Source organism: Vibrio sp. V30_P3S12P165, from assembly GCF_009904905.1.
GTDB lineage: Bacteria > Pseudomonadota > Gammaproteobacteria > Enterobacterales > Vibrionaceae > Vibrio > Vibrio fujianensis.
This window is the reverse complement of record NZ_WXWH01000030.1, coordinates 48,881-61,540: the sequence shown is the minus strand read 5'-3', so window position 1 is coordinate 61,540 and position 12,660 is coordinate 48,881. Positions and strand designations below refer to the sequence as shown.

Below are 12,660 nucleotides of genomic sequence, written 5' to 3'. Positions count from 1 at the left end.
CGATTGTAAGCGTCAACCTAGTTTTCTGGATTAGACAATAGTAGTACTTTTGACTACCTACATCACGTTTAACGCTGAAAAAACACCCAGACAAGCTGGGTGTTTCAGTTCGAATACTAAGGCATTGGTTTTATACGTCGCTCATTTACAGATTAGGCCCTTTTGACGGCTGATGGAGAATATTAGCTTGCAATTGTTTCATTCCTTGAATCATCCGAAAAATCCATAATGTTATGGCTCCAGCAGCGATGGCCACTCCCACATAAGGGATAGCATGACCAACAGCGGCTAGCCATGCATTACTAAACCAATAGCGATTGACCCCCATAATCACTCCATTTGTGGTCGCGACTGTGACAATCAAAACAACGAAAAAGGTTAAGAAGAGGAAGAACGTACGAATTAATCCATAGTAGTGAGAGTTGGCAACCTCACCATCTTGGTTTTTATCAAGCCGATATCCTGCGTAGATAATCCCCACCACACCAGATAATAAGCAGGTTAATGGTGTTAACAGACTAGCAATATAAACGAACCATACCGATTTGTTCTTATTCGCGGGCAACATCATTCTCTCCTCCTTTTTCGGTATGATTCCTTGTTTGATCAGGTGCTGCTTTATCTACTGCTTCGATCTTACCTTGAGCGTCCATCTCCTCATACCATAAATCATGATGCTCTTTCGCCCATGTTTCATCGACTTTTCCTGTCACCATTCCTTCAAGTGCTCCTTCCATGCCAAATAACCCAATATAGATATGGAAGATAAACCCACAGATCAAAATCAACGCAGAGACCATATGGATTAAATTAGACAATTCCATATCTCGCCGTGTTTGACCAAAAATAGGAAAATCTAGGATCAACCCGCTGATAGCCGCGAAAGTTCCAAACACAATTAATAACCAATAAATGGCTTTTTCTCCGCCATTAGAAAAACCGGCAGAAGGGTGTGTTCCCTTATATTTTCCAGCCATTCCACCCAATTTAAGGAACCACTGAATATCGATTTTGTTAAATAATGATTTTCGCCACCACTTCAATAAAATCAAGATCAACAAAATAAAGAACAAGGGCCCTATGTAGTTATGGTATTGTTTTGCTGAGTAAATCACCATTCCCCACCAGTCTGTTGGAATATAAGGCTTGAGAAAGTGTTTCCCATAAACAAGCATTAAGCCACTAAAGGCTAGGGTCAAAAAAGTAAACGCCATGCACCAGTGCAAGGCTCTGTCTAATCGAGACCAGCGAGTGAGTTTTCGCCCGGTGCGCGGTTGGCTCAGCATCAGCGGCCCTAATAACCAGTAGGCCATAACGACCATGGATATACTACCAAAAATAGCAATCGCTCCCGCGGGGGACATCCATTTTTCTTTTAGCACAAACCAAGTTTCTCCTGGCGCGCTGATCAAAATACCATGCTCTGGAAATGTCGAAGTGGTATAGCCTTCTTGTCCCTGTCGAACTTGTCGCCAATAATCTGCGCCTGCGAGCTGAGTGATCTCTCGTTGTGCCACTTCCGATTGAGCCCCTTCTTTAGCATTAGAGGGTAGAGCCAAAAGGCTCAACCACACTACCAGTATCGGTAACATAAATTGTGTGGCCCACACTATCTTGTGTCGCATACCGATTAGCTCCTTGTCGCATCAAAAGCAAGATCTTCACCATCTGTCCATCCGGCCCCTTTAGCACCTCGCTCTACCACACGTTGACGAAAAATATCAGACACTTTTTCCGCATCACCTGCAAGTAGTGCCTTAGTTGAACATAAAGATGCACACATAGGGAGTTTCCCTTCTGCAATACGATTGGCTCCATATTTGCGACGTTCTTCTTCTGAACCGGGTTCTGTCTCTGGCCCACCAGCACAGAATGTACATTTATCCATTTTCCCTCGTTCACCAAATGCGCTTTGTTTAGGGAATTGAGGTGCTCCAAACGGACATGCAAACAAGCAATAACCGCAACCAATACAGAGATCTTTGTTATGTAAAACAATGCCGTCGTCGGTGTGAACAAAACAATCTGCCGGACAAACCGCCATGCAAGGCGCATCAGTACAGTGCATGCAAGCAACCGAGATTGAGTTTTCTCCGGGCTCCCCATCATTGAGTGTCACCACACGTCGCCGCTGAATCCCCCACTCTAAGGCATCATCATTTTCATTTTTACAAGCAGTAACGCAGCCATTGCACTCAATACAGCGCTTGGTATCACAAAGGAATTTCATTCTAGCCATTGGTTCGCTCCTTACGCTTTACGAATATTACAGAGGGTGACTTTGGTTTCTTGCATCTGAGTTACCGGATCATAACCATAAGTGGTCGCAATATTTGCTGACTCACCAATGACATAAGGATCAGTACCTTCTGGATATTTATGACGCAAATCTTCACCTTGAAACTTGCCTCCAAAATGGAAAGGAATAAAGGCCATACCCGGCTTCACTCGACGGGTAACCATGGCTTTAACATGAATACGACCTTTTTCTGCGCCTTCGACCCACACCATATCACCATCTTTAAAACCTAGATCGTTGGCATCTTTCGGGTTTACCTCAACAAACATCTCTTGCTGTAGCTCTGCCAACCAAGGATTTGAGCGAGTTTCTTCGCCACCACCTTCATACTCAACCAGACGACCGGAGGTCAGGATGATCGGGTATTCTTGCGATTTATCGATGTCTTGAATGGATTTATATAACGTCGGCATCCTAAAGATGGCGTCTTTATCGTCCCAAGTTGGATAATCGGCGATCAGATCTCGGCGAGGGGTATAAAGCGGTTCACGGTGTAAAGGCACTCGATCAGGGAAAGTCCACACAATGGCTCGCGCCTTTGCGTTACCAAAGGGAATGCAACCATGTTTAATCGCCACGCGCTGAATGCCACCAGACAAATCTGTTTTCCAATTTTTACCTTCAGCAGCCATTTTTTCTGACTCGGTAAGGTCATTCCACCAACCAAGGTGCTTCAAGAGTTTGTCATTAAACTCTGGATAGCCATCTTCAATTTCACTCCCCTGAGAAAAACTCTCTTCTGCCAATAATGATTGACCTTCAAATTCGACCCCATAACGCGCACGAAATGTACCGCCACCTAAAGCGACGGGTTTAGAGGTATCATAAAGAATATGAGTTCCTGGATGTTTTAACTCAGGCGTGCCCCAACATGGCCAAGGCAAACCATAAGTTTCACCATGAATGGGGCCGCCTTCCGCTTGTAACGTCGTCTTATGGAAGGTATGCCAATTTTGTTGATGAGCTTTCAAGCGCTCAGGACTTTGACCAGTATAACCGATGGTCCACATGCCTCTATTAAACTCACGGGTAAGATCTTCAATAAGAGGTTGATCGTTTTCAACATGAATATGCTTAAAGAGCTGCTGCGAAAATCCTAATTTTTTACTGAGCAGATACATAATTTCATGGTCTGGTTTCGACTCAAACAGCGGTTCAATGACTTGATCTCGCCACTGAATAGACCGGTTAGATGCCGTCACGCTACCATAAGTTTCAAATTGCGTGGTCGCTGGCAATAAATACACACCGTCATGACGCTCGTTCATAACCGCTGCCACGGTTGGATACGGATCCACAATCACCATCATATCGAGCTTTTGCATGGCTTTTTTCATTTCGACACCACGCGTTTGGGAGTTCACTGCATGGCCCCAATAAAACATAGCTCGAATATTCTCTCGCTGTTGAATATTATGTTTATCTTCTAAAACTCCATCTATCCAACGAGAAACCGGAATACCAAAGGTATTCATCGGCTTGCTGCCTCCATACGTACCACTATCAAATCGATTTGCAATCCAATCGAAATCTAAATCCCATACTTTGGCCCAATGACGCCACGCTCCCTCAGATAGACCGTAATAACCAGGGAGAGAATCAGCCAATACACCCAAATCGGTTGCGCCTTGCACATTGTCATGACCACGGAAAATATTCGCGCCACCGCCGGCTTTGCCTAAGTTACCGAGCGCGAGTTCAAGCACACAATAGGCACGGGTATTATTATTACCTGTCGTATGTTGTGTGCCACCCATACACCAGACGACACAACCAGGACGGTGTTCAGAAAGCAATTTAGCGGTTTGATAAACATCCTGTTCACTCACCCCGGTGACGCGCTCGACTTCTTTAGGATGCCATTTTGCTACCTCTTGGCGAATTTCCTCCATGCCAAAAACACGCTGGCGAATGAAGTCTTTATCTTCCCATTGATTGTTAAATACATGCCAAAGCACACCCCAAATAAATGCCACATCGGTACCGGGTCGAAGAGAGACATAGTGATCGGCTTTGGCTGCCGTGCGCGTCCGACGAGGATCGGCAACAACGATCTTACAATTATTCTTTTCTTTAGCGATCAAAATGTGCTGCATCGCAACGGGATGAGCTTCAGCGGGATTAGAACCAATAAATAGAATCGATTTACTATTGTGCATATCATTAAATGAGTTGGTCATTGCACCATAACCCCAAGTGTTCGCAACCCCTGCGACCGTCGTGGAGTGACAAATACGAGCTTGGTGATCGACGTTATTGGTTCCCCACAATGAAGCCATTTTTCTAAATAGGTAGGCTTGTTCGTTACTATGCTTAGCACTGCCTAGCCAATAAACTGAATCTGGTCCTGATTGTTGACGGATTTTTAATAATTCATCGCCTATTTCATCAATCGCCTGCTGCCATGAAAGTCGTTTCCATTGGCCACCTTCAAGCTTCATCGGATATTTTAGTCGTCTTTCGCCATGACCATGTTCACGCAGCGCCGCTCCTTTAGCACAATGTCCGCCCGCGTTAAACGGGTGATCAAACGCCGGCTCTTGCCCCGTCCATACACCATTTTGTACTTCAGCATAAATACCACAACCGACCGAACAATGAGAGCAAATGGTTCGTTTAATCTCTGTTTTTACATCACGCTTAACCGTATTGGCTTGGGCTTTTTTGATCATTCCCGGAGCAAAGAGCGCTGAACCGACCACCGCACCGCCAGCAGCAAGTGAACTATTTTTTATAAAAGTTCGACGACTAAGACCTAACCTATTGGGCTGCTTCTCTTTCTGTTCAGAACGTTTAATGAGTTTCATCACGCTCTCCTATAATGTTTCGTAATAATCGCGGATATGTTGGGTTTCGTGATAACCTTTTTTTAATTTTGGTTCGCTTTCGGGCTGTGGCTCAGCCGCAATGGCAGATTGGCCAACACTGGTAATCACACCACCAGCAACGGCAGCACTGGCTAAACTTTTTAGCATCTCTCGTCTACTGGTATTGATAGGTTGTTGTGCTTTTTTCATACTTTGCTTCCTTTTCCCGTTCTAAGTAACCTAGAGGTCGTAGCCATCGGCTGGTCTACTAACGGTTATTATGTACGACTGACTACTGGACTAAATTTTTGACTCTCATGGTATGAGTATTCGGTTTACTGGCCATGGTTACTGGGCTCATTTGAATTTGCTCTAAGTAAAAAAAAGCCTGCATTAAAGCGCCAATTGCGCGATAAAAATGAGCATGTGCCGCCTGTTCAATTTGTTGCGCCAACTTTACAAACCATGGAGCGATATGACGATTGAAAAAAGGTTGTTGATGATCGGAGGATTCAGTAATTAAAAAAGCCATACTTTCACACAAGGCAGAGATATGGTCCTCTGGCTCTTTGACCACATCATTGCGTGACAAACCGAGTTCAGCCATATGTTGACGAAGCTCAGCCAATGGTTTTTCCATTAAAGACCCTGTCATGTGCCATGAGGCAAAAGGCACAACTTCACCCCGACCAATACCAATAAAGACTGTTTGATATTCCTCTTCTAATTGATTGAGATCGGATTGACGTGCCGCATTCGCTACATCAAGCCATGCCTGACTGATGACACTCGTACCCTCTTCAACCTCTAATTCGGCAAGAAACTCTTTTTGCTGCTGGTTAGGAGCACGGCGAAATAATGCAGCTAAAAGAAGATAGATGTCGGCGCGCATTGCGTCTGCTTGTTCCATTATAACGACCTCAATAGTGGAGTTGTTGCTCTGGGTTTTCTGCCATAGATTCAAAAATATCGATAACTCGGCAATCTTCACACATAGCGATTCGGTTTATCGCAGTTTGATCAGAAAAGTGAGAGTGACCGCGTAACTTATCTTGTAACATAAAGATCATCGATTGCGGAGCAAATGCTTTATGACAACGTAGACAACGAGCAGGTTGTTCTTGGTGTAAAACTTGAACCGACCGACGCTCCGACGCATTCCAATTCATGCGAGGTATTGCCGTTAACGCTTTTTCTGGACAGGCAGCAACACACAAGCCACACTGCACACAATCTTGCTCAACAAAATTTAATGATGGAATATCACCACTGTGGTGTAGGGCTCGAGTCGGACACACGGCGACACAACTCATGCATAAGGTACAATCTTGGCTTGCGCATTCAATCCGGCCAAAAGGGGCTGAATGGCTAAGCGGCAACATTTCTGGCGGCTGCGGTAATAAGGAAACGAATCCATCTAAGGCTTGGTATAACCGCTGGCGTTTATTCCCAGAAAGCTCTCCTATTCGTAAATCAAAATCATCTGTGCATAATGTCGGAGCACTGTCACGCAATGATTCTAGATAGAGAATATCGATCGTTTCCTTGGCTATCCCCAATGATTCGAGCAAAGTCTGTGCTAATGCAACCTCTTGATTTAGTACTCGCAAAATCGTTTGAGGCATATGATGACTTGCTGCAAACAAAACTTGAGTCGCACCATTAACTAATGCGGCAAACCAAGTATCCATTCCCACCGAAGGGAGTTCTTCTAAAAGCACTGGGATCACATTATCAGGTAAGGCTCTTAGCGCCATAAGGTTGTATTTTTCGTGGCGTTCACTGCAAAATAATACAATCGGCTTTTCACCTTGAGCTTGGAAGTAATGTTTCAGTAAGCGCTCAATAAATTTTTGCGTATCTGTCGGGTTTGGCAATGCATAATGAATCGCTTCGGTTGGACACGCGGTAGCGCAGGTCCCCACACCTTGGCATAGATAAGGGTTTATCTGGATGTAATGCCCCGTTTGCGACGAGCCCTCACTTGATAATGCCCCCGCAGGACAAGCATCAACACAACGCTCACATCCCTTTACACCGCGTGAGCTATGGGCACATAAATGAATATCAAGGCGAAAATATTTCGGTTTATCAAACGTCCCGATTAAGGTTGGGATCGTTTCTAAAGCCTCTGCGAGCTTAGACCCACCGCTACCAACAGGAAAATAGCCGGGGACAGGAACTTCTTCTTTCATCACACCATTCAAAGATAAATCGAGCACAATATCGAAGTGCGCTTGCGAAATCGACACATCGGCTAAATTGGTTGTTAACCCATGATTGTCAACTTGGACTAGGAAAGCACCGAGATACCCGCTGATTTGTACAGCATCGGCGAAATACAACGATTCCATGTCGCCCGCTTCTCCATCAATGGAAAGAAGTGTGACAGAACGCATTGATGACAATTGCTGGGCAGCCCGCTCAACTAGGCTGGTTGGGCCAATAATCAATGTATGGCCACCACTTTGATAACTCACCGTAGGAGGAATTAAATTATTAAGCTCAACTGTATTTTGTAGCGCATACCAACGGGCTTGACCCGCTTGTGACGCCGCTTGTTGTAAATAATCATTTAACATTGCTCTATTCCATATATAAGCAGACTCATTGGCCTGCTCTTAGTTATTACATAGAGCTAGCAAATAACATTCCAACAAAAAACACTTTTATTATTAATGTGTTAGCTATGATCCAAAACAAGATAGTGAAGAAACATAACCAGTGAGACATTTTGTCTTAGGACGGTTCGAACCACTTGGTCAAAATGTCCCTACTTTTTATAGAACATTTTATTTAGCCTCGTGTTCAGGTAAAAGCGATGAAGGCAGCTTCGCTTCTTCTGCCTGACCCTGGCTGCTGGATGGCTCTTTGCTTATCTTTGCCAATTGATCTGTCGATGTTTGCGTTTCATCTAGCCACTCTCTTAATGTTTTCGAGATTTCGCTCGCTAAGTTGGTCTGATCATGATAATCGTCATCGTAATCATCCAACTGATCACGCTGGTTAAAGTCACCATTAAAAAAAAGCTCGCGTAGGGCCGTTTTCTTTATTTCTTGTGATGCCTGCGAAAGTAATAGTGAAGAAAGCGTTCCTTCTTCTTTTGTTATCCTTGATGGGTTTGGATCGTCAACCGCTACGGTTTGCACAGCATTATCGTCACTCCTGTCATCACGAGAGGCAGAAGCCAATCTCGAGGCATCACTTTTAAAGGTCGCTTGAAGAGGTTGTTTTTCCTCTTCTTGATTTAATTTACGTTTTGACCAACGATGGAAAAAAGTACTACTTGCCACTGGCTCTCCCTGCGCCCTTGCGCTTTTTAGTTTGACACGCCAACAACTCACCTTCGCGACCAATATAAGCTTCCATCCAAGCCTGTACTGCAAGTGGCATGGGTGCGGAAAGGACAATATAATCACTATCCATATAACGAGCCGCCACATTTTGTGCAGCGGTTAAGCGAACTAATTTCGCTTCTGGCTCGGTTAGGTTTTCTAAGATAACAAACAGTTTGGGCTCACGAGAACTAAGATTAAAGCGGTAATCCGTCCGTTCATCTCTAAAGAGTTGCAACGTCAACCAAGCTATATCGGAGGCGGTTGGGGCTAAATCAAATCCGACTAACTGCCATTGAGCGGTCATCCACCGCCCCACTTGAACCTCTTGCAACACGAGCTGACAACGGATCGGCCATTGCGAGTCTGTTTTGGTTGGTAATTCAGTACATGGAACGTTTACAGGCATAAGCACTAATCCCTCATGCAAAATATTTAGAATCAAACGATCAACAATAGCTAAACCAAGCAATTATTAAGCCACATATATCCTTCCTACTTGAAGCGACAGCGGTGTGGGTTATGTTCGTTCACTCCAATGATCTCGCCTGTCTATGCTTATGGGATTGCTTCTCAACAGACCTTAGGGCAAATTTTTCCAGACAATTTATCATCACTTGCCGACCTGCAATTCCAAGTTGTTGGGGGATAACAAACCGACCCAAGGTTAATCATGGAATGATATTTGCTCTGACTTGGCATACGATACACAGACTAAAGCTTAAGTAATCACATTGATAGGAAGCCACGGTGCCTAACACATTTTCGACCATAAAACCGAGTGAAAACCCTCAACAAACCATCGATGTCATAGTGTACGATCAATATGGAGAACCATTGACCAAATCCATCGCTTGTGAACGCCCTTTAACAGTATTGTTAAACTGGAAAGAAGTGGTCACGCTCATGACTCTTGGCTCTCGTCCCGAAGCTTTAGTTCTTGGCTACTTAAAAAATCAAGGCTTTATTTCTGATCCGAGTAAGCTGAAATCAGTCATTATTGACTGGCAAACCCATTCTGCCGCAGTCATCACTGAAGAAAACATTGCACGCGTTGAGCCTGCGCTTAAGAAAAAAACCGTCACATCTGGCTGTGGACAAGGGACAATGTATGGCAATGTGATGCAACAACTTGAAGGGTATCGAGTTCCACAGACTGATCTGAAACAATCACAAATATACGCCGCTTTAGAGGCATTAACTCACTATAACGATACTTACCGTAAAGCTGGCGCGGTACACGGTTGCGCTATTTGTCAAGATAACCGCGTACTCTCTTTTGTTGAAGATGTTGGCCGACATAACGCGGTTGATACGTTAGCCGGTGAATTATGGTTAAACGGTGATACTGGGGAAGATAAAATTTTCTACACGACGGGCCGTTTAACTTCAGAGATGGTGATTAAAGTTGCACAGATGGGAATACCCGTTCTGCTTTCTCGTTCCGGCGTGACTCAAATGGGGTTAGATCTTGCGAATCAATTTGGTATTACCACCATTGCGCGAGCCAAAGGATTAAGATTTGAGATTTATAGCGGTGCGAGAAAAGTAGATTTTGATGTGAAAAGTTAATCTCCAAAGGAATAATAACAAACAATGGTGCGATACCCTGCTGACTTGAAGCTACCGCAGTGTTGGCTACGCTCGTTCACCCCCAATCGCATCGTCTGCCTATGCTCATGGGGACTCACTTACTGGCCGTCTACCTATCACCTCAAGTTGTTTGGGTATAGTTATTGTTTATATAGTTATTATTTATATAGTTATTAACGATAGCTGTCGATTATCTGATTAAGCTTATTATTTTCTTTTATAATATCAATGCCTTGCTGAATTTTACTGACATACTCATCGGGGGTGTCTTTATGAAAAGCAAAATAGGTTTGCGATTCATGCAGGACATAGACAATTTCATAATTATTGGGATCAATATTATGCTCCCTCATAATAAATGCTCCCACATTATCACCATAAGCCCATAAATCAATACGTTGAGCATCTAATTGACGAACAACCATTTCTGGTGTGGCTGATGAACGTAATACATTATCGTTAACTCCTGCACTTTTTAATAGCTGCTCTCCAATATCTTCTCGTACAACCCCAACTCGATAGTTATTCACATCGGTGATCGATGAGAGCTTAATTTGACGATCCTTCGCTGCCCACAAGACAATACGACTTTCGACAATAGGGCCAGCCCATTTGAATAAGTTTTCTCTAGCGTCGGTTCTCGTCATCGAAAATAATACCGTATTAGGTGTATTTAATGCCGAAGCATAACCTCTCGCCCAAGGTTGTAAACTGACATCTTGACGATTGACGGGATCATTTACCGCTTGAGTTGCATGTTCTAATATATCAATCGCAATACCGGTTAATTGCCCTTTTTGCTCATAATTGAAGGGAGGGTAATTTTCAGTGATAAATTTAAGGGAACTCAAACTGGCCGATATTGCTATTGAAGAAAAACATAATAAAACCGCCGTTAAGATAAATTTAATTTTCATACTATATTCCTTCCTATTCCATTAAACGTTAAATACTCATTGAATTGACCATGTCCCTATAACAATCTACTGATCATAATTCGTTTTAAATTGATTGAGCTGTTGAGTAATATCCTCTCCGATTCTGATTATTTCACTCGTCATTTCTAACGTGGATTCAGCGCCGATAGACACATCTTGAGATGAGTCAGTCACCGCCCGTAATGACGTATTGATATTATTAATTGCCGCGTTTTGCTGTTCGGCCAGTGTCGCGACATACTGGTTTTCATCTTGAATTTTTTTAGATAATTCGCTCATTTCTTCAATCACTTGATGAGAACTAGCAAAATGTTCGGACGTGTGCTTTAAGGACATGGCAATATCTTCCAGCTCATTTTCCACAATGGAAGTTGTTGCATTTAGTGTATTAATATTCGCTTTTATCTGTTCTGTCGAGTGACCCGTTTTTACCGCTAAATTACGGACTTCATCCGCTACAACAGCAAATCCTCTTCCTTGTTCTCCTGCTCGTGCCGCTTCAATGGCTGCATTCAAGGCTAATAAATTGGTCTGTTCAGAAATATCATTAATCACATTAAGAATGGTATTGATTTTTTCACCTTCTGCATTCAATTGATTCATGGTGTTGTTGAGCTGCAACATCTTTTGTTGTACGAGTTGTAGTTCACTGGAGGTCGATTCTATCGATTGATGCATGCGACTGGTCAGCTGATTAGAAGAGACCGCCTGTTGCGCACAATTAAGCGCTACATCGGTAACTTGTTTTACGGAGTGCTGAATCTCATCGGCCGATTGTGAAATCTTCGCTAATGTGGATTTCTGCTCCTTCAAACTCGCCGAATTATTTCTAGCCAGTTCACACCCAGAGTGAGATGACTGTGTTAACGTATCAGTCGAATGGATTATCTGCTTGACAATTCCTTCTAGAGATTCAGTAAATCGATTAATTCCTAATGTAATTTCTTTAAATTCATGTAGCTTAGACAATTGAATTCGTTTTGTAAGATCACCATTTCCAGATGCTAAATCGGATACTCGTTGCGTTAAAATTTTAAGCGGTCTAAGAACGGTAAATCTCAATAGTAATAATGTGATAATAATAATCGATAGGTCTAGGATCACCACTTCCATAATGACATTTTTCATTAATCCCTTTAATTGTGTATCAATATTAAAGTCGTTGTAATAAAGCGTGATCGACCCAACCCGTTTTTTTTCACCAAAATCATCAACAAAAAAATCGCTCTCTTTTGTTCCAGTATAAAGCGATGGAGATAATTCACGAACTTCAGGAAAATCAGGGGCATTATGAAAGAAAATGATGCTACGGCCATCGCTATCTTTAATTTGGATAGCGGAAATAATGACATTATTTAATTCAGATAATACAATCGATTTTGCGCCCTCAAAGTCAAAATCCCAAATGGGTTTCGACAAGCTGATCGAAAGACGGTTGACTGTATGATTCACATCTTGAGTTAAGGATTGATAAAGTTGATGGTGATACACCTGATACTTCATAAACCCCATGCTGAGCAAAATCAGCGTCACCCACAACACCATCTGGGTAAAGAAAATCACCTGAACACTTTTAAGCATAATGACTCCAATACACATCATATCGATTTAAGTATAGTCGGTGTTTTATATGAGGCTAATTTTACTTAAATTAATTGCATCACTGTTCAGCATGGGCCAGTAAGAGC

General features: G+C 43.1%; 12 protein-coding genes. 1 reads left to right on the top strand and 11 read right to left on the bottom strand.

Annotated features, from left to right (window positions below; translation table 11 throughout):
* Positions 1–145 precede the first annotated feature (145 nt).
* From CAG57_RS05895 to CAG57_RS05855, 9 genes are all read right to left on the bottom strand, one after another.
* Positions 146–568 carry a hypothetical protein gene (locus tag CAG57_RS05895; protein WP_161428486.1) on the bottom strand — a complete coding sequence of 141 codons (423 nt, stop codon included), beginning with the start codon at positions 566–568 and terminating at the stop codon, positions 146–148.
* On the bottom strand, positions 552–1,625 hold the full coding sequence (locus CAG57_RS05890; protein ID WP_161428484.1) for a formate dehydrogenase subunit gamma: 1,074 nt from the start codon (positions 1,623–1,625) through the stop codon (positions 552–554). The genes CAG57_RS05895 and CAG57_RS05890 overlap by 17 nt, the downstream gene beginning before the upstream one ends.
* A gap of 5 nt (positions 1,626–1,630) precedes the next feature.
* A complete protein-coding gene (gene fdh3B / locus CAG57_RS05885; RefSeq protein WP_099612440.1) occupies positions 1,631–2,239 on the bottom strand; it encodes a formate dehydrogenase FDH3 subunit beta in 609 nt (202 codons plus the stop codon).
* 11 nt (positions 2,240–2,250) lie between these two features.
* A complete protein-coding gene (locus CAG57_RS05880; RefSeq protein ID WP_161428483.1) occupies positions 2,251–5,106 on the bottom strand; it encodes a formate dehydrogenase subunit alpha in 2,856 nt (951 codons plus the stop codon).
* Between the two features lie 9 nt (positions 5,107–5,115).
* Entirely contained in the window at positions 5,116–5,316 is a 201-nt protein-coding gene (locus CAG57_RS05875; protein WP_099612442.1) for a transcriptional initiation protein Tat, read from the bottom strand.
* Positions 5,317–5,398: 82 nt separating this feature from the next.
* Positions 5,399–6,016 (bottom strand): TorD/DmsD family molecular chaperone, encoded by a 618-nt coding sequence (locus CAG57_RS05870; protein ID WP_237665784.1) that lies wholly within the window; start codon positions 6,014–6,016, stop codon positions 5,399–5,401.
* A gap of 10 nt (positions 6,017–6,026) precedes the next feature.
* Positions 6,027–7,688 carry a 4Fe-4S binding protein gene (locus tag CAG57_RS05865; RefSeq protein ID WP_161428482.1) on the bottom strand — a complete coding sequence of 554 codons (1,662 nt, stop codon included), beginning with the start codon at positions 7,686–7,688 and terminating at the stop codon, positions 6,027–6,029.
* A 210-nt stretch (positions 7,689–7,898) separates the two neighbouring features.
* On the bottom strand, positions 7,899–8,399 hold the full coding sequence (locus CAG57_RS05860) for a DUF3306 domain-containing protein (RefSeq protein ID WP_161428481.1): 501 nt from the start codon (positions 8,397–8,399) through the stop codon (positions 7,899–7,901).
* Positions 8,389–8,850 (bottom strand): DUF3305 domain-containing protein, encoded by a 462-nt coding sequence (locus CAG57_RS05855; RefSeq protein WP_161428480.1) that lies wholly within the window; start codon positions 8,848–8,850, stop codon positions 8,389–8,391. The genes CAG57_RS05860 and CAG57_RS05855 overlap by 11 nt, the downstream gene beginning before the upstream one ends.
* Before the next feature lie 341 nt (positions 8,851–9,191).
* On the opposite strand from CAG57_RS05855, the gene fdhD reads away from it, so the two are divergent.
* Positions 9,192–10,013 carry a formate dehydrogenase accessory sulfurtransferase FdhD gene (fdhD, locus tag CAG57_RS05850; RefSeq protein ID WP_161428479.1) on the top strand — a complete coding sequence of 274 codons (822 nt, stop codon included), beginning with the start codon at positions 9,192–9,194 and terminating at the stop codon, positions 10,011–10,013.
* A gap of 194 nt (positions 10,014–10,207) precedes the next feature.
* Here fdhD and CAG57_RS05845 read toward each other — a convergent pair whose 3' ends face one another.
* Together CAG57_RS05845 and CAG57_RS05840 are read right to left on the bottom strand one after the other, a co-directional pair.
* A complete protein-coding gene (locus CAG57_RS05845) occupies positions 10,208–10,951 on the bottom strand; it encodes a substrate-binding periplasmic protein (protein ID WP_099612446.1) in 744 nt (247 codons plus the stop codon).
* A gap of 66 nt (positions 10,952–11,017) precedes the next feature.
* Positions 11,018–12,553 carry a methyl-accepting chemotaxis protein gene (locus tag CAG57_RS05840; RefSeq protein ID WP_161439510.1) on the bottom strand — a complete coding sequence of 512 codons (1,536 nt, stop codon included), beginning with the start codon at positions 12,551–12,553 and terminating at the stop codon, positions 11,018–11,020.
* Between the last annotated feature and the right edge of the window lie 107 nt (positions 12,554–12,660).

Bases quoted from the DNA above. Each gene is read 5' to 3' on its own strand.
- CAG57_RS05895 (WP_161428486.1), bottom strand. From the start codon at position 568: ATGTTGCCCGCGAATAAGAACAAATCGGTATGGTTCGTTTATATTGCT.
- CAG57_RS05890 (WP_161428484.1), bottom strand. From the start codon at position 1,625: ATGCGACACAAGATAGTGTGGGCCACACAATTTATGTTACCGATACTG.
- fdh3B (WP_099612440.1), bottom strand. From the start codon at position 2,239: ATGGCTAGAATGAAATTCCTTTGTGATACCAAGCGCTGTATTGAGTGC.
- CAG57_RS05880 (WP_161428483.1), bottom strand. From the start codon at position 5,106: ATGAAACTCATTAAACGTTCTGAACAGAAAGAGAAGCAGCCCAATAGG.
- CAG57_RS05875 (WP_099612442.1), bottom strand. From the start codon at position 5,316: ATGAAAAAAGCACAACAACCTATCAATACCAGTAGACGAGAGATGCTA.
- CAG57_RS05870 (WP_237665784.1), bottom strand. From the start codon at position 6,016: ATGGAACAAGCAGACGCAATGCGCGCCGACATCTATCTTCTTTTAGCT.
- CAG57_RS05865 (WP_161428482.1), bottom strand. From the start codon at position 7,688: ATGTTAAATGATTATTTACAACAAGCGGCGTCACAAGCGGGTCAAGCC.
- CAG57_RS05855 (WP_161428480.1), bottom strand. From the start codon at position 8,850: ATGCCTGTAAACGTTCCATGTACTGAATTACCAACCAAAACAGACTCG.
- CAG57_RS05845 (WP_099612446.1), bottom strand. From the start codon at position 10,951: ATGAAAATTAAATTTATCTTAACGGCGGTTTTATTATGTTTTTCTTCA.
- CAG57_RS05840 (WP_161439510.1), bottom strand. From the start codon at position 12,553: ATGCTTAAAAGTGTTCAGGTGATTTTCTTTACCCAGATGGTGTTGTGG.